The sequence below is a fragment of the Hyalangium gracile genome, from assembly GCF_020103725.1.
GTDB classification, from domain to species: domain Bacteria; phylum Myxococcota; class Myxococcia; order Myxococcales; family Myxococcaceae; genus Hyalangium; species Hyalangium gracile.
On record NZ_JAHXBG010000014.1, the window covers coordinates 189,326 to 208,932 of the forward strand.

The following is a 19,607-nucleotide window of genomic DNA, read 5'->3' on the forward strand; positions in this document are numbered from 1 at the left end:
GACGGTCCATGAATCCCTCACCCAACGCCGGCCTCTTCTGCGAGCTCTACTGGGGCGAGTCCCTGGCCGAAGCCTGGAGCGTCGGCCCCGAGCACCTCCAGGTGCACGCAGCGCCCGATGAGAAGGCGCTGGTGCCGCTCTACGGCTTCACCCTGCCCGAAGAGCCCTTCCTCCTGGCCGAGCGCACCGAGCACGGCTATCGCGTCTTCGTCCCTCCCAACGTGAAGCTGGAGCGCAGCACCAAGCGAGATGCCTTCCACGGCGTCCCCGAGTCCGCGCTCTCGCGGCGCGACGGCCGCACCAGCGTGGAGCTGCCCGAGGGCACCACGCTGCGGCTCACCGAAGGCCAGCTCCATCTGCTCGTCCAGCACTCGGTGGCCAAGGACCGGGAGAAGCAGTCCCGGCTCAAGATGGTCGTCCTCGTCGCCGCGGCCATCGCCCTCTTCGTGAGCATGCCCCTGGCGTTCCTCGCCGGAGGCCCGGACCCCGAGACGATGCAGCAGAACAATGCCCGGGCGCTCGCCGCGGCGAGGGAGAAGACGGAGGCCCGGCGCAAGGCCCTGGGCATCGACACGCCCCTGAAGCCCATCTCCCCCAGCGAGCAGAAGCCCAGGACCGACGGCGGCACCCCGCTCCCCGTGCCCTCCCACCTCGGCGTCCAGTAGCCGCGGTCGGCGAGCGCTCCGGCTACGGGCCCAGGCCGACCCAGATCTCGCCGTCCTCGAAGAACTCCTTCTTCCAGATCGGCACGTCCTGCTTGAGCCGCTCGATGGCGTGCTCGCAGGCCAGGAACGCCTCCTTGCGGTGGGGCGCCGCGGCGGCGATCACCACCGCCAGCTCTCCCGGCATCAGCGTCCCCACCCGGTGCATGATGGCCAGGCGCGTGCCGCTCCAGCGCTCGGCCACCTCCGCGCCGATGGCCGCCAGCCGCTTCTCCGCCATGGGGGGATAGGCCTCGTACTCGAGCTTCAGCACCCGCCGGCCCTCCGTCTGGTTGCGCACCGAGCCCGAGAACGTCACCAGCCCGCCGTACGCCTCGCCCGACACCGCCGCCACCACGTCCTCCAGCCGCAGCGGCCGGTCCACCACCGAGAACAGCCCCGAGCCGCCCGACACCGGAGGAATGAGCGCCAGCTCCGCCCCGGCCGGCACCTCGGCCTCCACGTCCACGAACTCCTGGTTCACCGCCACGCGCAGGTGCGGCAGCAGCGGCCCCAGCGCCGGGTGGCGCTCGGCCACCTGCCGCAGCACCTCACGCACCCGCACGCCCTCGGGCACCTCCAGCGTCTCGCGCTGGGCTCCCGCGCGCTCGCGCGCCGCGGCGAAGTAGAGAACGGAGATCGAGCCCATGTCTCAGGGAGTCCGCAGCATGATCCGGCCTCGCAGCCGGGCCCCGCCCTCCTCGGGCGAGAAGTCCAGGAAGGCATGATCGAACGGGGGGAGCTGATCCAGGAAGGCCCCGCCGATGGCCTTCGCCGCGCTGAGCTGCGCCTGGGGAATCCCCGGCACCTGCTCGGGCGCATCCATCTCCGCGCGCAGCCGCCCCATGTCCACCATCAGCGACAGGTGGCTCGGCCCGAACGCGCTGGAGCCGAAGCGCTCCTGCAGGGAGGCGCCCACGTTGCCGCGAGGCCTGGCGTCCAGCGCCTCACCCGCCTGCAGCGACAGGCGGTCCCCCGCCACGGTGAGCACCAGCGGCTGCTCCATCACCCGCATCCGGAACCGGGTGGCGCCCTTCTCCTGGCTGCGCTCCACGTTCCAGGTGCCCTTCTCGAAGGCCTTGTTGAGCGCCGCCACCACCGGCGCGGAGTTCGTCAGGCCCGCCTCCAGCAGCACCGAGCCGCGCGGCTCGGGCCGCTTGTTGCCCAGGAAGTTCCGGTAGAAGGCCGGCGCGTCGAAGTACACCAGCAGCGTCACGTCCCCTCGCACCGCGCCGAGCAGCGCCTCCGCGTCGACGCCCTGCTGCCGCCAGCTCTCCAGCGCCTCCGTCCGCTGCGGCGAGCCGGGGGCACCCAAGAGCATGGAGGCCATCTCGCTGGGAGGAATGGACATCATCGCCACCGCCACGGGGCCCAGCGGGGCCTTGTCCAGCAGCGCCGGGAGCGGCCCCTGCTTGCCATCGAGCAGCGGCTTGGTCGCGGGCATGAAGCCGTCCAGCTCCACCCGGCCCTCCGTCGTGCGCAGCGAGGACATGAACCCGGGGAACACTCCGGCCCCCTGCTTCTCCGGGAAGCGGATGAAGGTATACAGGCTGCCCTCCGCCACCTTGCCGCGCAGCTGCGTCAGCAGCGGAGACTCGGACAGGCCCGGGCCGGTGAACCCCGCCACGGCCTTGCGCAGCACCTCCGCGTCCGGCGAGGAGGTCGCCGCCTTCACAGTCTCGCCCTCCTGGGCCTCCTCCTTCTGCGGCATCGCCAGGTACAGGTAGCCCCGGTCCAGGAACGCCGTGACGGGCTCCACGCCCGCCATCTCGATGCGCGCGCTCCCGTCCGGCCTGCGCTCCACCGGGTGGCCCTTGGACTCGAGCTCCCGCACCAGACTGTCCAGGGCCGCCTGGCCCTCCGTCACCCCCAGCAGCATCACCGCGCCCTGGAAGGCCGGCACCGAGAACAGGCCGAAGCCCTCCTCGGGGTCCACCGGGGTGGCCTCCCCCTTCAGGCTCCGCAGCGCCAGGGGCAGCAGCGGCATCTCCTCGATCTGCCTGCGCGCCATGTCCTGGCCCACGAAGCGCTCGAAGAAGTCCACCAGCGGCTCCACCGAGCCGCGCAGCCGGGGCATGTAGATGGCCACCGTGGCGTCCTCGGGGATGGCGCGCAGCAGCGGCCGGGGCACCACGGTGAGCTGCGCGCGGCCGACCTCCGTCGTGCCATCGAGCGCCCGCACCGCGTACGCGCCCGAGCGCGCGAAGGCGTGGGAGACGCGGGGGCCCTTCTGGGTGGGCGTGCCGTCCCCGAAATCCCAGGTGACGTCCGGCGCGCCCTCCTGGGCCGAGCCGAACTCCACCGGTACTCCAGCCTCCACCGTGCGGTCCGGCCCCAGCTCGGGCTTGACCGCGCGGTGGCAGCCAGCGGCCAGCAGGCCCCCGGCCACCACGGAGAGGACGAACAGCGGGACTTTCAGGGACAGGCTTGGGGAAGACCGCATGGAGCGGTCTAGTAGTCCAAGGCCAGCCCGAACATCCAGTGTCGGCTGGAGAGAACCAGCCCGGGACTGCCGAAGTTGTTCACTTCAGCGTAGGTCCACTCGGCGAAGAAGTAGCTGTGGTTGACGCCGATGTCCGAGTCGAAGTCCCGGGCCAGGCGCGGCTCCAGCACGTCCAGCAGGAACGAGACGCCCGCCGTGAAGCCGTAGCCCCACCGGCCGCCCTTGCCCGAGCGGCCGCTCAGCTCCTGCGTCTCCCCGCCCTTCTCGATCCACCAGGGCATGTAGATGAGCCCCAGCTTGCCGTAGGGCACCAGCGGCACGCCCCAGCGGAAGGCCGCGTAGTCGAACTTGTAGAGGGCGTTGAGCTTGAGCGGCACCACCTTGAGCGCCGTCTTCTCCTCGGCCGGATCGCCGTCGTCGGTGAGGGTGTCGGCGTACTTCTCCGCGTAGCCCGCCGAGAAGCCCACGCCCGCCGTGCCGAAGCCCTGGTAGAAGTAGCGCTGCAGCTCCAGCTCGAAGAGCAGCAGCGACGCGTCACCGAACGTGTCCTTGTAGGGCTCGCCGTCCAGGCCCTCCTCGGTGTCGATGCGCGGCTTGTAACCACCCAGCTTGAACTCCACCGCGCCCGTGCGGGGGGAACCCACGGGCGCGCGGGGCGCGTCGGAGACCTCCAGCGCCTGGCTCGGCAGCGCGCCCAGAAGCGCGATGACGCCGAGAGCCACTGCTCGACTCATGACCGGTTTCTCCTTGAAGACAGCCAGAACCCCAGGGCGACCAGCACCCAACCACTCGCGAGACCTCCCGCCGCCGCGCCACACCCTCCCATCTCCTGCCCCTTGGCTTCCACATATCTGTCGAAGAAACCCAGGGTGTGGATCGGCGTGCCCTCCTGGGCCTCCGATGCCGCACTCTCGTTGTCCGCCGCATCCACCGCCGTCGCGGTGAGGCGGTATGTCACACCGTTCTCCAGGTTCTCCACCTTGAACAGCGACTGATCCGAGGACTGGCGCAGATCCCGACCGCCGGAGCCGTCCGTCCGCTCGATGTGGAGCTTGAGCTCGCTGGTGTCATCCGGGACGGTGACGCGCACGGACAGGGCCCCGTCCAGCGGAGAGATCCGCTCGATGGAGGGAGCCTCCGGAGGCTGGGCATCGTACGTCACGTCCACGTCGTCCTTCTGGTAGTTCTTGGAGTTGGACGAGCAGTCGCCGCTCAGGCCACCCGCGATCGGGATGGAGGCGCACAGCTTGTACTCCACCTGCCGGCCCTCGGCGGGGCACTGCGTCTCTCCGCCCTTGAAGAGCGGGAGCTCCCCCACCTCGAAGGACACCGTGCCGGAGCGGTTGGTCAGCACCTGCTCCTTGGCCACGCTGTCCACCAGCGTCGTGCCACTGGGCGGCTCATCCGAGCAGGTCTCCGCGATCCAGAACTTCAGATCGTCACAGACGAGCGTGGTGATGCCGTGGGCCCAGTTGACCGTGCGAGTCAAATCGCAGGGCCCCTTGGGCACGCGCAGCTCGTCGTCGTTGTTGGGCAGGGACAGCTGCAACGCGGTCTGGCTCCAGGCCGTGGTTGCAGTCAGCGTGAGGGCTATCAGCAGGGAACGCATGGACGGAGATGAACCTAGCAAGTGGGGGGCCAGCTGAAACGGGGGGTCGCGCCCTTCATTCCCAGAGGGAACGCCCCCGCCATTCCGCCAAATGGGCAAGCCCGGCCTGGGGCGTGTGCCAAATTGTCAGGCGGGACGCTGGAGCAGCCGCAGCCCGGCCTCCACCAGGTTGAGCGCCCCGCCTCGGCCGGCGTTGTCCACCACGGCGAAGAGGGTGAGCCACTCGGGTGCCTGGGGAAAGGTGCGCAACCTGCCGACGTGGACCGTTGGATCCCCCGCCACGAGCATGGGCATGGGGTAGACCTTCTCGCCGGGCGCATCCAGCACCTTGAGCGCGGGGGACGTCTTGAGCGCGGCGCGGGCCTGCTCCACGGGTGCGGGCACCTTGAGCTGCACGTGCAGGCTCAGCCCGTGGCCGTAGAAGGTGGGCACCTGCACGGCGGTGCCGGCGATGACGGGCGTCTCTCCCCGGGCGCCGAACAGCCGCGCCGCCTCGAGCGTCCAGCCCGCCTCCTCCTCCGTCCAAGGCGAGTTGGCCATGAAGGGGCCCACCTGCGGCACCAGGTTGAAGCCGACGCGCTGGGGGAAGGCATGGGCCTCGGGCTCTCGGCCGGAGAGCAGGCCGGCGGTCTGCTTCTCCAGCTCGTTCACCCCCGTCACGCCCGCCGAGGACACGCCCATCATCGCCGTCACCTGGACCCGGACGACGCCGCCAAATGCCTTCTGCAGCGGCGCGACGATGGAGACGAGGGCGCTGGACACCGCGGACGGCAGGCTGACGACGCGGCCCTTGAAGGTGGCGCCCAGCACCTCGGGGTTGAAGGTGGGCAGCACCAGGGGGACGTTGCCGTCCGCGCGGAAGGCGGAGCTGGCGTCCACCACCCAGGCGCCCGCGGCCTGGGCGATGGGCGCCAGCGTGCGGGACGCGCTCGCCGGGGTGGCCAGCAGCGCCAGGCCCACGCCTCGGAAAGCCTCAGGGGTGGCCTTCTCCACCTCCAGCGTGTCCTCGCCGTACTCCAGCTCGACGGCCTCGGAGCGCTCGGAGGCCAGGACGGTGAGCCGCTCGGAGGACACGCCCTGATCGAGCAGCGCGGAGAGCACCTCGCGACCCACCACTCCGGTGGCTCCCACCACGGCGATCCGTACGTTCTCGTTCATGGCGCGTCCCTTTACGCCAGCCCGGCCCCATCCTCAATCGGGCTAACAGGCCAGCCCACCCATGATCATGGGGAAGCGCGAATTCATCCAGGCACGCCAGGCGGGCTCGGCGCGGGCAACGGCGGCGGGCGCCTGCTCACCGTACAGATAGAGCTGGACGACGATCTGCACCTGCTCCCCCATGGGAAAGGCTCCCAGGGTGGCGACTCCAAGGGCTGGCGAGTCGATCCGGAGCACGAGCCCACGAATCTGCGGGTTCGTCTCGACGCTCTCGACGCTCCCGGCGAGGGGCGGTGCTTCGGGAAGCGCGCTCGTCCGCTGTCCCTGGGCGGCGTTCGCGAGCCCCAGCGGGCCCGTCAGCTTCTCCCATGCCTCGGCCAGGGCCTCCGGGCTGGTGCCCATCAACGACAGGATCGAGCAGGGCTGGCCACGGAAGTGCGCGAGGTACAGGCGCAGGATGCGGAAGAAGCCAGGCCAGCCGGCCTCGATGCTGTTGAGCTGATCGTCCCAGTCATCGGTGCTCGCGAAGAGGCTGTGGACGACCCGCACGACACAGGTGTCGCCGGAGCGGGCCTCGACGATCCACTCGGTGGCGATCGACGGAGCGTTGGGCCCCATAGCTTCGCCCTCGGCAACGAACCGGTGGGGTGCCTCCCAGACCGTCACGGTGGCCTTGGCGTCCATGCCCGGGCCGAAGTGCGAGACGACGGCGCCGCCCACCCGCCCTTCGACTTCGCTCGGGACGAACCAGGCCGAGATGCCGGGCCCTGTGGCGATGGCCTCCCAGACCTGCTCGGGGGTACCTGGGACTTCGACTTCGACCTGCACCGAGCGGCGTCCAGAGGCTTCCTTCTTCACGGTCATGATGGCTCCTGATTCGAGGGTTCGAGAGGCAACGGGTGCGCGACGATCACCAGGCGATGCGCCCGACCACCGGGAGCGGAGGCATCGTGGTAGCGCGCCACGAGCCTGGTGACGGTGTCGGCGAGCTCCTGGCTGAAGGCGGCCCGCTCCGCCGGGGAGCGGAAGCGGATCTCGGTGTCCACCGACAGGGTCGGCAGGCGCTTGCCCAGCTCCACTGAGCGGCGAACCATGGTGCTGACCTCGCGCACGATGCGGGCGGCCAGGGCGATGAGGTAGCTGGCCGAGAGCCGATCCGCGGCCCGGCCCGGATCCGTGGCCACCGGCCCCATCGCGCTGGGCGACACGAGGTAGGAAGCGGCGGTCGCCACCAGCAGGCGCTCCGTCAGCCCTCCCCACTGGCGCGTCTCCGCCACCCGCACCAGCCCGTGCTCCTCGAGGGCTCGCAGGTGGTAGTTGACCTTCTGGCGCGCGAGGCCCAGACGCGTCGCGAGGGCGGCCGCGGACGCAGGCTGAGCCAGCTCCGCCAGCAGGCGGCTCCGGACGGGCTCGAGCGCCACCGTCGCAGCCGCCGGATCCTCGATGACTTCCACGTCCAGCATGGAGCCATAGGAACATTGACAACTTTTTTTGTCAATACGGGTGTGACAATGTGCGCAGACACACGGAACCAGCCTGACGTGGCCTCAGAAGAGGACGACCATGGCGCCCTCGGGCACCCGGTCGAAGAGGCGGGAGATGTCCGGGTTGTGCATGACGACGCAGCCCCAGGAGAGCCGGCCGCCCGTCTCGTCGCGCGTCCACTGCCCCGCCCAGCCGTGGAAGCCGATGCCGCTGCCCAGGCGCGTGGAGGCGTCCGTGGGCTTGCGCTCGGCCCAGGCGCGGGCGATCCGGTCACGCACCTCGGAGGTGATGAGCCCCTGCTCCAGGCCCCGGTCCGCGTCCCAGGCGTTGGGGTAGTTGAGGCGGATCCAGTGGCCTCCGAAGAACTCCGCGTAGGGCCCGGAGAAGGAGCCCCGGTGCTTCTGCACCACGAAGTACATGCCCAGGGGGGTGCGGTTGTCGCCGCGCTTCTGCTTGCGGCCCTCGGCCTGACCGAAGCCCACCTCCACGCGGTCCACCTCGCGCCCCAGCTCGTACAGGCGCATCTCGTGGCGCTCCTGGGAGACGAGCAGCAGCACCCGCTCGCTCGCCGGCAGCATCAGGCGCGCTCGAGCCTGGGTGAAGCGTCGGGCCTCGGCGTCGGAGAGCCGCTTCCCCGTGTTCAGCGTCACCGAGAGCTTCCCCTTCGCGCCCACCCGGCCCAGCCGCTGCCCTCGTTGGACGGGCTCGCCGGGACGCAGCGTCACGGCCTCCAGCCCCGCGTACTCCGAGCGGACCCGGAGCAGCTCGTGGTTCTCGTAATAGAAGTGCTCCAGCGTGAGGGTGTGGCGCTCCGCGTCCACGGTCTCCACGCGCCCGTGCGCCAGCGCTCGCACCTCGCTCCCAGCCTGAGCTCCCTTGGAGCCCGGCAGCGGATCGAAGGCGTCCGCGGGAGGCGCGGGAGGATGGAGGTAGGCCTCGAAGACATCCGAAGCCACCGGCCCCGCGGCCATCGCGGAGAGAGGGAGCACTCCGACCAGCAGTACGCCGAGCCAGCGCGCGAGAGACAAGGACATGAGCGGCACGCGGAGTGGACACACAGGCCCGGCGAGTCGTTCCCGCTCAGCCCCACTGGAGGGTGAGCGTGGCCATCAGTCCTCTTTCAAGCGAGCCGTAGGCGCCGGCCCCGGCAGCGGAGGGAACTTCGGGTTGCGCTCGGGCTCGGAGGCCCGGACGTAGTGCGGCTCCAGCGCGAACACGGCCTCCAGCGGCTGCGTCTCAGGGAAGCGGGCCAGCCGCGCCAGCTCCACCGCCGACGGGAACACCGGCCCGGTCAGCAGTCGCCCCGGAGCGACTCCCGCCGCCTCCAGCGCGGCGCGGTAGTCCGTCAGCGCGGGCCCCAGCGCGAGCGCCTCGGGCTCGGCGGCCAGCCTCGCCGCCACCTCCTCCGGGGACATCGCCGTCTCGGGCTCCAGCGCCTCCACGGTCCGCCCGCGCCGCCGGTACGCGCCCAGGTACAGGTCATCCTTGCGCGCCACCGCGAGGCAGAACAGCGGCGGGCCTTCGGGCCCCTCCAGCGCCACCGCCGCCAGCGAGGAGGCGCCCACCACCTTCAGCCGCGCCGCGTAGGCCAGCGCCTTCACCGTGGCCAGGCCAATGCGCAGGCCAGTGAAGGATCCGGGCCCCAGCCCCACCACCAGCCCCTCCAGCTGCGCCAGCTTCACGCCATGCCGCGCGAGCAGCTCGCCCACCACTCCGGGCAGCACCTCGCTCTGCTTCCGCGGCGGCCCCACCACCACGTGCTCCAGGGAGCGCACGTCCTCCCCCACCCCTTCGACCAGGGCCAGCGACAGCGTCAGCGTGGAGGTGTCGAGCGCGAGGAACACGGCACTCCTCTACCCCGGGAGCGCCTCGAGAGGGACGGAAAAGGACGTCACCGGCTTCGCGTCCTGGCACCGGTACAGCCGCACCCGCGCCAGCCCCTTCGAGACCATGTCCAGCTTGCGCGCGGCGCCCAGCGACACGTCGATGATGCGCTCGGCCTTGAAGGGGCCCCGATCGTTGATGCGCACCTCCACGGACTTGCCGTTCTCCATGTTCACCACCCGCACGCAGGCGCCGAAGCGCATCGTACGGTGGGCCGCCGTCATCGCGTTCTGGTCGAAGCGCTCGCCGCTCGCCGTCGGCCGGCCGTGCAGGCCCGGGCCGTAGTACGAGGCCAGGCCCTCGCCCAGATAGGCACGCGAGCCCTTCTCCGGCGTGTCGCCAGACTCCTCGGAGCCAGCCCTCCCCTCGGAGCTCTCGGGCCGATCGGGCCGGGCCGCGCGCGAGGCGCAGCCCGTCAGCAGCCCCATCCCCAGCACCACCACGAGCAGCCGCGTCAACGTTCCGCTCACCGGGTGATGTCGTTGAAGAACGCCACCAGCATCAGCAGCACCAGCATCGCCAGGCCGATGACGTTGGCGACCTCCCGGACACGCACCGGGATGGGACGGCGCCGGATGCTCTCCCAGCCCGCGGCCACCAGGTGGAAGCCGTCCAGGATGGGGATGGGCAGCAGGTTCACCACGCCCAGGTTGATGGAGATGACCGCCATCAGGTTGAGGAAGTAGTCCCAGCCCAGCTCCGAGCTGCGCGCCGCCATCTGGTACATCATGATGGGCCCGCCCACGGAGCTCAGCGGCACGTCATTCGTCATCAGCCCGGCGATGGCCGCCACCGTGCTGGTGATGATCTTCGGCACCACCTTCGCGGCCTGCTTCAGCGCCTCGTTCCACTCCAGCGTCACCGTCACCCGCTCCGCCGGAGGCACCTCGCCCCGGGTGAGGTACCAGGGCCGGACTCCCAGCCCGATCGTCTCGGTGACGTTGCCCATCTCATCCGTCTGCTTGATGGGCGCCTGGGCGAGCTTCTCCTTGTGCTCGCCATCCTGGCTGCGCCACACCAGCTCGAAGGGCTCCTTGCCCCGCCCGCTCAGCTTCACCTCGAGCGTGTGGAAGGTGGTGAGCGGCTCGCCGTTGAACGACACGAGGCGATCGCCGGACTTCAGCCCCGCCGCCGCGGCCGCCGTCCCCGGCAGCACCGTGGCCACGTAGAGATCCCTCGGCTCCACGCCCAGCGCCGCCAGGCCCTCCTTGCCCTGCTGCTCCTCCAGCTGGAGCTTCACCAGCTCCGGCACCTGCATCGTCACCGCGCCCGCCTGCACCGGCCGCAGGCGCTGCACCGCCACCTCCAGCTTGCCGTCATGCCTGGCCAGCGCCTGGTACAGCGTGGCCTCGTCCGGCACCGGCGTGCCGTTGATGGACAGGATGCGGTCGAACGTCTTCAGCCCCGCCTGCTCCGCCACCGAGCCGGGCGGCACGCCCACGATCGGCACCGGCGAGTTCGCCTCCACCATCATCCGCCCCCGCTCCACCGTGTCGAACGGCGTGGAGTCCACGTACTTGAGCGGCGTCACGTTGGTGATGAACTGCTGGCCGTCGCGCTCGACGGTGAGCGGAACGGGGCGCTCGAAGCGGCCCACGAACGCGTCCGCCATCTCCTCGAAGGTGCGGACCTTGTCCCCGTCCACCGCGACGATCCGGTCCCCCGGACGCAGCCCCGCCGCCGCCGCGGGCGTGCCCTGGGGCACGTAGCCCAGCCGCGTCGAGATGGCCTCGTGCGGCCCCCAGAAGACGAAGAAGTAGATCAGGACGGGGAACGCCAGATTGAACGCCGGACCGGCGAGCACGATCAACATGCGCTTCCACGGCGGCTGCGCCAGAAAGCCCCGATGCGCCTCGTGCGGATCCAATTCCTCGCCGGGCACATCCCCCGCCATCTTCACGAAGCCGCCCAGCGGAAGCAGCGCGATCTGGTACTCCGTCTCGCCCTTGGTGAAGCCCAGCAGCTTGGGCCCGAACCCGAAGGAGAACTTGAGCACCTTCACCCCGCAGGCCTTCGCCACGAGGAAGTGCCCCAGCTCGTGCACCGTCACCAGCACCCCGAGCAGGAGCGCGAAGAACCCGATACTCGCCATGGCGGCAAGACTAATCGCGCTCTGGTCCAGGGACAACGCACATCCGTCCACACTGCTCGGCCGAGCACACAGCCGCTACGCCAGCCACCCGCGGACGAACTGCACGTAGATGAACACCAGGGGCGCGTTGAACAGCAGCGCGTCGATGCGGTCCAGGATGCCGCCGTGCCCGGGGATCAGCTTGCCCGAGTCCTTCACCCCGTAGGCCCGCTTGAGCATGGACTCGCACAGGTCCCCGATGGGGCCGAAGATGCCGCCCACCACGCCCATCACCACGCAGTCGGCCACCGTGAAGTGGGGGAAGAAGCCCGCCTTGGCGATGAACATGCCGCCCACCGAGCCCACCATGCCCCCGAAGAACCCCTCCCACGTCTTGTTGGGGCTCACCTCCACATACAGCTTGTGGCGGCCCAGGAACCGACCGGCGAAGTAGGCGGTGGTGTCGTTGGCCCAGGTGATGACGAGCGCACAGATGACCCACGACAGGCCCTCGGCGCGCAGGCGGAGCGCGGACAGGGCCAGCAGCCCCACCGCGCCATAGAGGTAGCCCGTCACCAGATGGGACGAGCGGACGGGCGCCTCGGGCAGCGGGCCGCGGATGAGGTGGTAGGTCCACACGAAGAAGAACAGGCCCGCCGTCAGCCAGAAGGCCAGCTCTCCCACGTGCTCCGAGTTGCGCAGCGGCAGCAGGGGCACCACGCCCGACAGCACGATGCCCACCCACGCCGCCGGCGACAGCTGCTTGAGGGTGATGGAGTAGTACTCGCTGGTGCACGCCGCGGCCGCCACCGCGAACAGGGCCGCGCTCCAGGCGCCTCCCTTCGCGATGAGGAAGAGGACGACCGGCAGCAACACCACCGCCGACACAATCCGGAGGACGAGGTTCTTGTTCTTCTCGTTCACGCCTTGGCCCGCTGGGTTTCCTCACGCTGCAGCTGCGCGGACGTCAGTCCGAAGCGCCGCTCCCGCTGCTGGTAGTGCGCCAGGCAACGCAGGAAGGCCTCGGTGCGGAAGTCCGGCCACAGCACATCCGCGAAGTAGAGCTCCGCGTACGCCATCTGCCACAGCAGGAAGTTCGACACGCGGAACTCGCCGCTGGTGCGCACCACCAGATCCAGCGGCGGCAGCCCGTGCGTCCACAGGCGGGACTCCATCTCCTTCTCGCCGATCTGCGCCGGATCCAACTCGCCGCGCGCCACCGCCTGCGCCATCTCCCGGGTGGCGTGGAGGATCTCCTCGCGCCCGCCGTACGAGAGCGCCAGCGTCAGCACCATGCCCTGGTTGTGCGCCGAGTCCGTCCGCAGCCGCTCGAGCGGCTCGCGCACGTAGCGCGGCAGCTTGTCCACCTCGCCGATGGTGTTCAGGCGGATGCCGTTGGTGATGATCTCCGAGTACTCGCTCTCGAGGAACTCGCGCAGCAGGCTCATCAGCCCGGCCACCTCGTCCGCCGGGCGCGCCCAGTTCTGCGAGGAGAAGGCGTAGAGGGTCAGCGCGGAGACGCCCACACGGCGGGCGGTGCGCGCCACCTCACGCACACTGGCGGAGCCCTCGCGGTGGCCTTCCAGGCGGGGCAGGCCGCGGATCTCCGCCCACCGGCCGTTGCCATCCATGATGATGCCCACGTGGCGGGGCACCGGACGGGCCTTGACCTGTTGTTCCAGCGCGTTGACGGCAGAGGGGCGTTCCATGAAGCGTCGCACCTTAGAGGCACCGCCCGGCGTCGTCCACGGGAGTGTGGGCCAACGGTCGCCAGCGAACCCTGGCTGGTCGCCCGGTGAGGGTGGGCGGCGTACATCGGCGTGGTGGCCGATGGGACAGGGGGTCCACCCGGCATGGAATCGCCCCCGAGCTTGTTTGACCCTGGAGCGACCTGCTCCGTAGGATCGGGGAATTCATGCCGCCCAAGTTGATTGGCCCCTATCGCGTCATCGAGACGCTCGGTAGCGGAGGTGTGGGGACCGTGTATCGGGCCCTGGACCGCCGTACCAATGATCCCGTGGCGCTCAAGCTGCTGTCGGCAGGCCCCGCCCTGGACACCCGGGCGGCGCGGCGGCTGGCGCGCGAGTACGAGACGCTGGCGGATCTGGCCCACCCCAACGTGGTGCGCGTGTTCGACGTGGGCGTCTTCCAGGGCTACCCCTATCTCGTCATGGAGCTCATCGAAGGGCTCACCCTGCGTAACTACCTGAATCTCCGAGGCGCGGACCTGCTCTCTCCCTCCGGCTCCATCTCCAGGCCCCGCTCGCGCTTCCTGCCGGAAGACGACTCCGACTCCTGGGGGGATGGGGATGAGGAGGAGGAGTCTGGCGCGGAGGAAGCGTCGGGCTCTTCGGAGGAGGAGTCGGACTCGGACGAGGAGGACGACGGCCCGCTGCCCTTCAACCTGTCCGCCTTCTCCGAGGAGGCGCCCAGCGAGGATGCGGGGTTCCGGGCCGGCCCCGAGTCCGTGCGTGCCCTGGCGGACGCGGCGGATGAGCCGGACACAGGTGACCCAGAAGACTTCGATGTGCCCTACGAGGTGCAGGATCCCAAGGTCCAGCTGGTCGAGCGCCGCATCCAGGAGGCCCGCACCGAGGACCTCAACCGCCCCGAGCGCATGGGTCGCTTGAAGGACGCGATGCTCCAGGTATGTGAGGCCTTGGCCTACATTCATGGCCACGGGCTGGTGCACCGGGACCTCAAGCCGTCCAACATCATGGTGGATGAGGACCGGCAGGTGCGGCTGATGGACTTCGGGCTGGCGAAGTTCCTGGCGGACGATGCGGGGCTCACGGCGGACGGGCGCATGGTAGGGACGTTCCGGTACATGTCTCCGGAACAGATCCTCGGTGAGCCGCTGGATGCGCGCGCGGACCTCTACAGCCTGGGAGTCATCCTCTACGAGCTGATGACGGGCCGGGCGCCGTTCGACGCGAAGACGCCGAGCGCGCTGTGGCAGCAGGTGCTGGAGGTGGAGCCCGCTCCCATCCTCGGCATCAACCTGAAGGGCGATCCTCAGCTGGCGCGAGTGGCCCACAAGCTGCTGCGCAAGGAGCCGGATGACCGGTTCCAGACGGCCGAGGAAGTCTACGAGGCCCTGGCCGAGTGAGCACGGACACGGTGCATACGCTCACGGTGGACGCAGCGAAGGCGGGCCAGCGGGTGGACCTCTTCATCGGAGAGGCGCTGGGCCTGTCGCGCGCGAAGCTCAAGCGGCTCTTCGAGGAGGGCGCCGTCAAGGTGAACGGGCGCGCCGCGAAGAAGGGCCTGCTGGTGACGGCCGGCCAGCGCATCACCGTGGAGTACGAGGAGGAGACGCGCGAGGCCGTTCCGGACGCGGGCTTCCCCCTGGTGGTGCTGTACGAGGACGCCACGGTGGTGGCGGTGGACAAGCCGGCGGGGCGGCCCTCGCATCCCCTGCGGCCGGGAGAGACGGGGACGGTGGCCAACGCGCTGGTGGCCCGCTACCCCGAGTGCGCCACGGCCTCCGAGGACTCGCGCGAGGGCGGGCTGTGCCACCGGCTGGACATCGAGACGTCCGGGGTGCTGCTCGCGGCGCGCACGCGCGAGGCCTGGCACACGCTGCGCGCGGCCTTCGGCGGCCGGGGCGTGGACAAGCGCTACCTGGCGCTGGTGACGGGGCCGCTGGCGGAGGAGGGAGAGATCGATCTGCCCCTGCGCCACCACCCGCGCCACCCGGACCGCGTGGAGCCGGCGCTGCCCGGCGCGGAGGGGGCTCGCGAGGCTCACTCGCTCTTCCGGGTGCTGGGGCGCTCGGGCGAGTACAGCCTGGTGGAGGTGAAGATCCTCACCGGCGTGCTGCACCAGGTGCGCGCTCATATGGCCGGCGTGGGCTCCCCGCTGGTGGGAGACACGCTCTACGGCGGCAAGGAGCAGCCCGGGCTGTCACGCTTCTTCCTGCACGCGCAGTCGCTGGGGTTCTCGCACCCGGTGACGGGCAAGGCCGTGCAGGTGGAGAGCCCCGTGCCGGCCGATCTCTCCGAGGTGCTCCAGAAGCTTGGCCTGTCGCTGGCTCCGGCGGCTACTCGCCCATCACCTTGATGATGACGCGCTTGCGCCGCTGGCCGTCGAACTCGGCGTAGAACACCTGCTGCCAGGGGCCCAGATCCAGCTTCCCCGCCGTGACGGGGATGATGACCTGGTGGTGGATGAGCAGGGACTTGAGGTGCGCGTCCCCGTTGTCCTCGCCCGTGCGATGGTGGCGGTAGTCCGGCCCCTGGGGCGCCAGTTCCTGCAGCCACTCCCAGATGTCCTCGTGGAGCCCGGACTCGTCGTCATTGACGAACACGCCCGCGGTGATGTGCATGGCCGACACGAGCACCATGCCCTCCTGGATGCCACTCTTGCGTACCAGCCCGGCCACGCTGTCCGTGAGTCGGACGAGCTCGCGCCGCGACTTCGTCTCGAACCAGAGGTATTCGGTGAGGGTCTTCATTCCCGTGCCTCGTCAGGAAGGTTCGCTACAGTGATGGACGTCATGCGCGCCATCATCCACGTCGACATGGACGCCTTCTACGCGTCCGTGGAGCAGCGGGACAACCCGTCCCTGCGAGGCAAGCCGGTGATCGTCGGCGGGCATGCACAGCGCGGCGTGGTGGTCGCCGCCTCCTACGAGGTGCGCCCCTTCGGCGTGCGCAGCGCCATGCCCATGGCTCGCGCGGTGAAGATGGCGCCCCAGGCCATCGTCGTCCCGCCCCGGTTCTCGGCCTACGCGGACGCCAGCGAGCAGGTGTTCTCCATCTTCGAGCGCTACACCCCGCTCATCGAGCCGCTCTCGCTGGACGAGGCCTTCCTGGACGTCACCGCCTCCGTGCGCCTGTTCGGCGAGCCCGCGGAGATCGCCCGCCGCATCCGCAAGGAGATCGCCCTCGAGCTGAACCTCCCGGCCTCGGCGGGGATCGCCCCGGTGAAGTTCGTGGCGAAGATTGCCTCGGACCTGGCCAAGCCCAACGGCCAGCGAGAGGTCCGCGCCGAGGAGGTGGTCCCCACCCTGGCGAAGCTGCCCGTGTCCCGCCTGTGGGGCGTGGGCCCCAAGACGGAGGAGGAGCTGACGCGCGCCGGGCTGAAGACCATCGGCGACGTGGCGGCGCGGGACGTGGGGTGGCTGGAGCAGCGGTTCGGCTCCCAGGGCCGTCACCTGTGGGAGCTGTCCCAGGGCATCGATCCGCGCGAGGTGGTGCCCGATCGCGCAGCCAAGAGCGTGGGCGCGGAGGACACCTTCGAGGAGGACCTGCGGGGCGTGGATCTGCTGCGCCCCCACGTGCACGCCCAGGCGCTGCGAGTCGCCCGGCGGCTGCGCAAGGCCGAGGCGAAGGGCCGCGTGGTGCAGCTCAAGGTGAAGTTCGCCGACTTCACCACCATCACCCGGCGCACCACCCTCTCCGCTCCGACGGATGATGGGCAGACGCTCTACCGGGCCGCGTTGGAGCTGCTGGAGCGCGCCCATGAGGGCAAGCCCATCCGGCTGACCGGTGTGTCCGTGCAGCTCGCCGAGCAGCAGGAGCCGCAGCAGCTCGGGCTCTTCGCCGCCCCCGCCCCTCCCCCACCGCGCAGCGCGAAGCTCAACGCCGCGCTGGACCGCATCGCCGAGCGCTTCGGCACCAAGGCCATCACCACCGCGGACATCGCCGAGACGGGCGGTGCCGCGGACGATGAGGATCCGTGGGGACGGCACTGAGCGTCCTATGAGAGGTGGAGGACAGTCCGCCCTCTCTCTCGGCTGAACCCTCGTGCGCTTCCGAGATGCAGAGGGTCCGCCCGCCCGCCTGCCCCACGCTTCCCCCGAAGAGCCCCCGTACACAGTGTCGACAGCGCGCCGAGGGGGCAGCGGATCCAGGGGGAGCGCGATGCGGACAGGGCTTGGAGGCCGGGTTCATGGGCGACCTGCCTCGCTCCACCGGGAGAGTCACACGTTGCCGGCGGCCACTCTCCCTCTGGAGGACACATGAAACGACTCGTGGCGGTCATCCCGGCCGTGGCCCTGGCTGTAGGGCTCGTGGCTTCGCGCGCCAGTCTCGCGGCGGACACTCCTGGAGCCTGTCCCCAGGGCGTCCCCCTCACCTCCATCCCCGCCATCCAGGGCTCCGGCGCCGGCAGTCCGCTGGCCGGGCGCACCACCTCCACCGAGGGAGTCGTCGTCGGAGACTTCCAGGCCGCCGACCAGCAGAGCGGCTTCTTCATCCAGGCGGCCCAGGGAGACGGCAACCCCGCCACCAGCGATGGGCTCTTCGTCTACGTGCCTCGGAGCAACGCCCTGTCGAGCATCGACGTGCTCCCGGGAGACCTGGTGCGCGTCAGCGGCACCGTGAAGGAGTTCCGCTCCAGCACCGGCAGCGGCACCCTCACCGAGCTCGACGCCATCACCGCGCTCAGCATCTGCGCCCGGGGTGTCACGGTTCAGCCCGCGGCCCTGGCGCTGCCCGTGGCCACCGTGGCGGACCTCGAGGCCTACGAGGGCATGCTCGTCACCTCCTCGCAGGTGCTCACCGTCACGGAGACGTACGGTCTGGGCCGCTATGGCGAGCTCCTCCTCTCCAGCGGAGGACGCCTCTTCACGCCCACCAACGGCCAGGGCGGCTCGCCCGAGGAGTATGCCCGGCGGCGGCTCCTCCTCGATGACGGCAGCTCGCGGCAGAACCCCGCTCCCATCCCCTTCCTGTCCTCGCCCGGCCCGGAGGGCACCCGCCGCGTCGGCGACACCGTGCAGGGCCTGACTGGCGTGCTCACCTACGCCTTCAACGAGTACCGCCTCTTCCCCACCGTCACGCCGAACTTCGTCAGCACGAACCCGCGCACGGACAGGCCGGAGCAGATCGCGGGCGGACTCAAGGTCGCCAGCTTCAACGTCCTCAACTACTTCACGACGCTCAACTCGCGTGGCGCGAACTCGCCGGAGGAGTTCGCTCGGCAGAAGGCGAAGACCGTCGCGGCGCTGAAGGCCATCGACGCGGACATCGTCGGCCTCATCGAGGTGGAGAACAACGGCCCGACCGCCCTGCGGGATCTGGTCGATGCGCTGAACGCCGCCTATGGCGAGCCCATGTACGCCGCGGTGCCCGACCCCGCCACGGGTGTCGGCAGCGACGCCATCAAGGTCGCCCTCATCTACAAGCCCCGGTCGGTCAGCCTGGCCGGCGCCTCCCTCAGCTCCGCGGATCCCGTCTTCGATCGCCCCCCTGTCGCCCAGACCTTCCGCACGAACAGCGCCGGGTCGGACCTCACCGTCGTCATCAACCACTTCAAGTCCAAGGGCTCCTGCCCGCCCAGCGGGGACGTGGATCAAGGCCAGGGCTGCTGGAACCTCAAGCGCATCGCGCAGGCCAACGCGCTCCTCCAGCTCATCGGCGAGCTGCAGGCGCAGTCGAACGACCCGGATGTGCTCGTCATCGGCGACCTGAACGCCTACAGCGAGGAGGATCCGGTGCAGACGCTGGTGGCTGGCGGGCTGGAGCACCTGAGCCTGCGGATGCCCGCCCCCCAGCGCTACAGCTACGTCTTCGAAGGCCAGTCGGGAGAGCTCGACCACGCCCTGGCCACCTCCAGCCTGGCCGCCCAGGTGCGAGGCATCACCGTGTGGCACATCAACGCGGATGAGCCCCCGGTGCTCGACTACAATACCGAGTTCAAGACCGACGACCGCTACACGCCCACGCCGTTCCGCTCGAGCGATCACGATCCCCTCATCATCGGGCTCGAGCTGAACGCCGTGTGCGAGGTCGACCCGGGCGCGCCCACGCTGGAGCTGCTGGGCGACAGCCCCATGACGCTGGAGTGCGGCGTGGACACCTGGCTGGACCCGGGCGCCAGGGCCTGGGATGCCTGCGGCCCCCTTGAGGTCCACACGTACAACTCGGGCAACGACGCGTCCGGGCCGGGTCCTAACACGCGCGCCGAAGGCACCTACTCCGTGCAGTACATCGCGTGGACATCGATGGGGCAGGCGGTGGGCGCGATCCGCTCGGTGCGCGTGGCGGACCGCACGCCTCCGCTGCTGAAGCTCAGGGGCGACACGGAGATGACGCACACGTGCGGCACCGGCTGGGTGGACCCTGGCGTGGAGGCCGTGGACGCGTGCTACGGGAACGTGGCCCCCACGGTGAGGACGACGGGGTACGTGAACGGGTGGGTGCCCGGCGTGTACACCGTACGCTACGACGTCCAGGACAGCGCGGGGAACTCCGCCCCCCCGCTGACTCGCACGGTGAGGGTCTCCAACTGTCCCTGGTGAGGGCTGGA

Annotated in this window: 19 protein-coding genes; 5 read left to right on the forward strand and 14 right to left on the reverse strand. The window is 70.3% G+C overall.

Annotated features, from left to right (window positions below; all coding sequences use genetic code 11):
• Positions 1-8 precede the first annotated feature (8 nt).
• Positions 9-665, forward strand: coding sequence for a hypothetical protein (locus KY572_RS27425; protein ID WP_224245931.1), 657 nt, complete (start codon positions 9-11; stop codon positions 663-665).
• 22 nt (positions 666-687) lie between these two features.
• On the opposite strand, the gene moaD is transcribed toward KY572_RS27425, so the two are convergent.
• The 13 genes from moaD to KY572_RS27490 all read right to left on the reverse strand — a co-directional run bounded on the left by moaD (position 688) and on the right by KY572_RS27490 (position 13,060).
• Entirely contained in the window at positions 688-1,350 is a 663-nt protein-coding gene (gene moaD / locus KY572_RS27430) for a molybdopterin converting factor subunit 1 (RefSeq protein WP_224245932.1), read from the reverse strand.
• 3 nt (positions 1,351-1,353) lie between these two features.
• Positions 1,354-3,144 carry a PKD domain-containing protein gene (locus tag KY572_RS27435; RefSeq protein WP_224245933.1) on the reverse strand — a complete coding sequence of 597 codons (1,791 nt, stop codon included), beginning with the start codon at positions 3,142-3,144 and terminating at the stop codon, positions 1,354-1,356.
• Between the two features lie 8 nt (positions 3,145-3,152).
• Positions 3,153-3,878, reverse strand: coding sequence for an MXAN_2562 family outer membrane beta-barrel protein (locus tag KY572_RS27440; protein ID WP_224245934.1), 726 nt, complete (start codon positions 3,876-3,878; stop codon positions 3,153-3,155).
• Entirely contained in the window at positions 3,875-4,753 is an 879-nt protein-coding gene (locus tag KY572_RS27445) for an MXAN_2561 family MXYO-CTERM-anchored protein (protein ID WP_224245935.1), read from the reverse strand. The genes KY572_RS27440 and KY572_RS27445 overlap by 4 nt, the downstream gene beginning before the upstream one ends.
• A gap of 126 nt (positions 4,754-4,879) precedes the next feature.
• Positions 4,880-5,911: an aspartate-semialdehyde dehydrogenase gene (locus KY572_RS27450; protein ID WP_224245936.1), complete on the reverse strand. Its 1,032-nt coding sequence runs from the start codon at positions 5,909-5,911 to the stop codon at positions 4,880-4,882.
• A 42-nt stretch (positions 5,912-5,953) separates the two neighbouring features.
• Complete coding sequence (locus KY572_RS27455; RefSeq protein WP_224245937.1) at positions 5,954-6,775, reverse strand: SRPBCC family protein; 822 nt, start codon at positions 6,773-6,775, stop codon at positions 5,954-5,956.
• On the reverse strand, positions 6,772-7,374 hold the full coding sequence (locus tag KY572_RS27460) for a winged helix-turn-helix domain-containing protein (RefSeq protein WP_224245938.1): 603 nt from the start codon (positions 7,372-7,374) through the stop codon (positions 6,772-6,774). The genes KY572_RS27455 and KY572_RS27460 overlap by 4 nt, the downstream gene beginning before the upstream one ends.
• 84 nt (positions 7,375-7,458) lie before the next feature.
• The gene (locus KY572_RS27465; RefSeq protein ID WP_224245939.1) at positions 7,459-8,430 is read right to left on the reverse strand and encodes a L,D-transpeptidase family protein; all 972 of its coding nucleotides are present in this window, start codon (positions 8,428-8,430) and stop codon (positions 7,459-7,461) included.
• A gap of 75 nt (positions 8,431-8,505) precedes the next feature.
• Positions 8,506-9,240 carry a tRNA (adenosine(37)-N6)-threonylcarbamoyltransferase complex dimerization subunit type 1 TsaB gene (gene tsaB, locus KY572_RS27470; RefSeq protein WP_224245940.1) on the reverse strand — a complete coding sequence of 245 codons (735 nt, stop codon included), beginning with the start codon at positions 9,238-9,240 and terminating at the stop codon, positions 8,506-8,508.
• 9 nt (positions 9,241-9,249) lie between these two features.
• The gene (locus tag KY572_RS27475; protein WP_407660003.1) at positions 9,250-9,750 is read right to left on the reverse strand and encodes a septal ring lytic transglycosylase RlpA family protein; all 501 of its coding nucleotides are present in this window, start codon (positions 9,748-9,750) and stop codon (positions 9,250-9,252) included.
• Complete coding sequence (gene rseP, locus KY572_RS27480) at positions 9,747-11,372, reverse strand: RIP metalloprotease RseP (RefSeq protein WP_224245941.1); 1,626 nt, start codon at positions 11,370-11,372, stop codon at positions 9,747-9,749. The genes KY572_RS27475 and rseP overlap by 4 nt, the downstream gene beginning before the upstream one ends.
• A 75-nt stretch (positions 11,373-11,447) precedes the next feature.
• On the reverse strand, positions 11,448-12,275 hold the full coding sequence (locus KY572_RS27485; RefSeq protein WP_224245942.1) for a phosphatidate cytidylyltransferase: 828 nt from the start codon (positions 12,273-12,275) through the stop codon (positions 11,448-11,450).
• Positions 12,272-13,060, reverse strand: a complete 789-nt coding sequence (locus tag KY572_RS27490) for an isoprenyl transferase (RefSeq protein ID WP_224245943.1) — start codon at positions 13,058-13,060, stop codon at positions 12,272-12,274. The genes KY572_RS27485 and KY572_RS27490 overlap by 4 nt, the downstream gene beginning before the upstream one ends.
• 206 nt (positions 13,061-13,266) lie before the next feature.
• Between KY572_RS27490 and KY572_RS27495 the strand changes: the two genes are divergently transcribed.
• Positions 13,267-14,460, forward strand: a complete 1,194-nt coding sequence (locus KY572_RS27495) for a serine/threonine-protein kinase (protein WP_224245944.1) — start codon at positions 13,267-13,269, stop codon at positions 14,458-14,460.
• Positions 14,457-15,413 (forward strand): RluA family pseudouridine synthase, encoded by a 957-nt coding sequence (locus tag KY572_RS27500; protein WP_224245945.1) that lies wholly within the window; start codon positions 14,457-14,459, stop codon positions 15,411-15,413. Before KY572_RS27495 ends, KY572_RS27500 begins: the two co-directional genes overlap by 4 nt.
• On the opposite strand, the gene KY572_RS27505 is transcribed toward KY572_RS27500, so the two are convergent.
• The gene (locus KY572_RS27505; RefSeq protein WP_224245946.1) at positions 15,394-15,807 is read right to left on the reverse strand and encodes a secondary thiamine-phosphate synthase enzyme YjbQ; all 414 of its coding nucleotides are present in this window, start codon (positions 15,805-15,807) and stop codon (positions 15,394-15,396) included. The two genes, KY572_RS27500 and KY572_RS27505, sit on opposite strands and share 20 nt — an antisense overlap.
• A 42-nt stretch (positions 15,808-15,849) precedes the next feature.
• On the opposite strand from KY572_RS27505, the gene dinB reads away from it, so the two are divergent.
• Together dinB and KY572_RS27515 are read left to right on the forward strand one after the other, a co-directional pair.
• Positions 15,850-17,049 carry a DNA polymerase IV gene (gene dinB / locus KY572_RS27510; RefSeq protein ID WP_224246022.1) on the forward strand — a complete coding sequence of 400 codons (1,200 nt, stop codon included), beginning with the start codon at positions 15,850-15,852 and terminating at the stop codon, positions 17,047-17,049.
• Between the two features lie 267 nt (positions 17,050-17,316).
• The gene (locus KY572_RS27515; RefSeq protein ID WP_224245947.1) at positions 17,317-19,599 is read left to right on the forward strand and encodes an ExeM/NucH family extracellular endonuclease; all 2,283 of its coding nucleotides are present in this window, start codon (positions 17,317-17,319) and stop codon (positions 19,597-19,599) included.
• The last annotated feature ends 8 nt before the right edge of the window (positions 19,600-19,607 follow it).

Excerpts from the sequence above, each read along its gene's own strand:
- KY572_RS27425 (WP_224245931.1), top strand. The coding sequence starts at position 9 with ATGAATCCCTCACCCAACGCCGGCCTCTTCTGCGAGCTCTACTGGGGC.
- moaD (WP_224245932.1), bottom strand. The coding sequence starts at position 1,350 with ATGGGCTCGATCTCCGTTCTCTACTTCGCCGCGGCGCGCGAGCGCGCG.
- KY572_RS27435 (WP_224245933.1), bottom strand. The coding sequence starts at position 3,144 with ATGCGGTCTTCCCCAAGCCTGTCCCTGAAAGTCCCGCTGTTCGTCCTC.
- KY572_RS27440 (WP_224245934.1), bottom strand. The coding sequence starts at position 3,878 with ATGAGTCGAGCAGTGGCTCTCGGCGTCATCGCGCTTCTGGGCGCGCTG.
- KY572_RS27445 (WP_224245935.1), bottom strand. The coding sequence starts at position 4,753 with ATGCGTTCCCTGCTGATAGCCCTCACGCTGACTGCAACCACGGCCTGG.
- KY572_RS27450 (WP_224245936.1), bottom strand. The coding sequence starts at position 5,911 with ATGAACGAGAACGTACGGATCGCCGTGGTGGGAGCCACCGGAGTGGTG.
- KY572_RS27455 (WP_224245937.1), bottom strand. The coding sequence starts at position 6,775 with ATGACCGTGAAGAAGGAAGCCTCTGGACGCCGCTCGGTGCAGGTCGAA.
- KY572_RS27460 (WP_224245938.1), bottom strand. The coding sequence starts at position 7,374 with ATGCTGGACGTGGAAGTCATCGAGGATCCGGCGGCTGCGACGGTGGCG.
- KY572_RS27465 (WP_224245939.1), bottom strand. The coding sequence starts at position 8,430 with ATGTCCTTGTCTCTCGCGCGCTGGCTCGGCGTACTGCTGGTCGGAGTG.
- rseP (WP_224245941.1), bottom strand. The coding sequence starts at position 11,372 with ATGGCGAGTATCGGGTTCTTCGCGCTCCTGCTCGGGGTGCTGGTGACG.
- KY572_RS27490 (WP_224245943.1), bottom strand. The coding sequence starts at position 13,060 with ATGGAACGCCCCTCTGCCGTCAACGCGCTGGAACAACAGGTCAAGGCC.
- KY572_RS27495 (WP_224245944.1), top strand. The coding sequence starts at position 13,267 with ATGCCGCCCAAGTTGATTGGCCCCTATCGCGTCATCGAGACGCTCGGT.
- KY572_RS27505 (WP_224245946.1), bottom strand. The coding sequence starts at position 15,807 with ATGAAGACCCTCACCGAATACCTCTGGTTCGAGACGAAGTCGCGGCGC.
- dinB (WP_224246022.1), top strand. The coding sequence starts at position 15,850 with ATGCGCGCCATCATCCACGTCGACATGGACGCCTTCTACGCGTCCGTG.
- KY572_RS27515 (WP_224245947.1), top strand. The coding sequence starts at position 17,317 with ATGAAACGACTCGTGGCGGTCATCCCGGCCGTGGCCCTGGCTGTAGGG.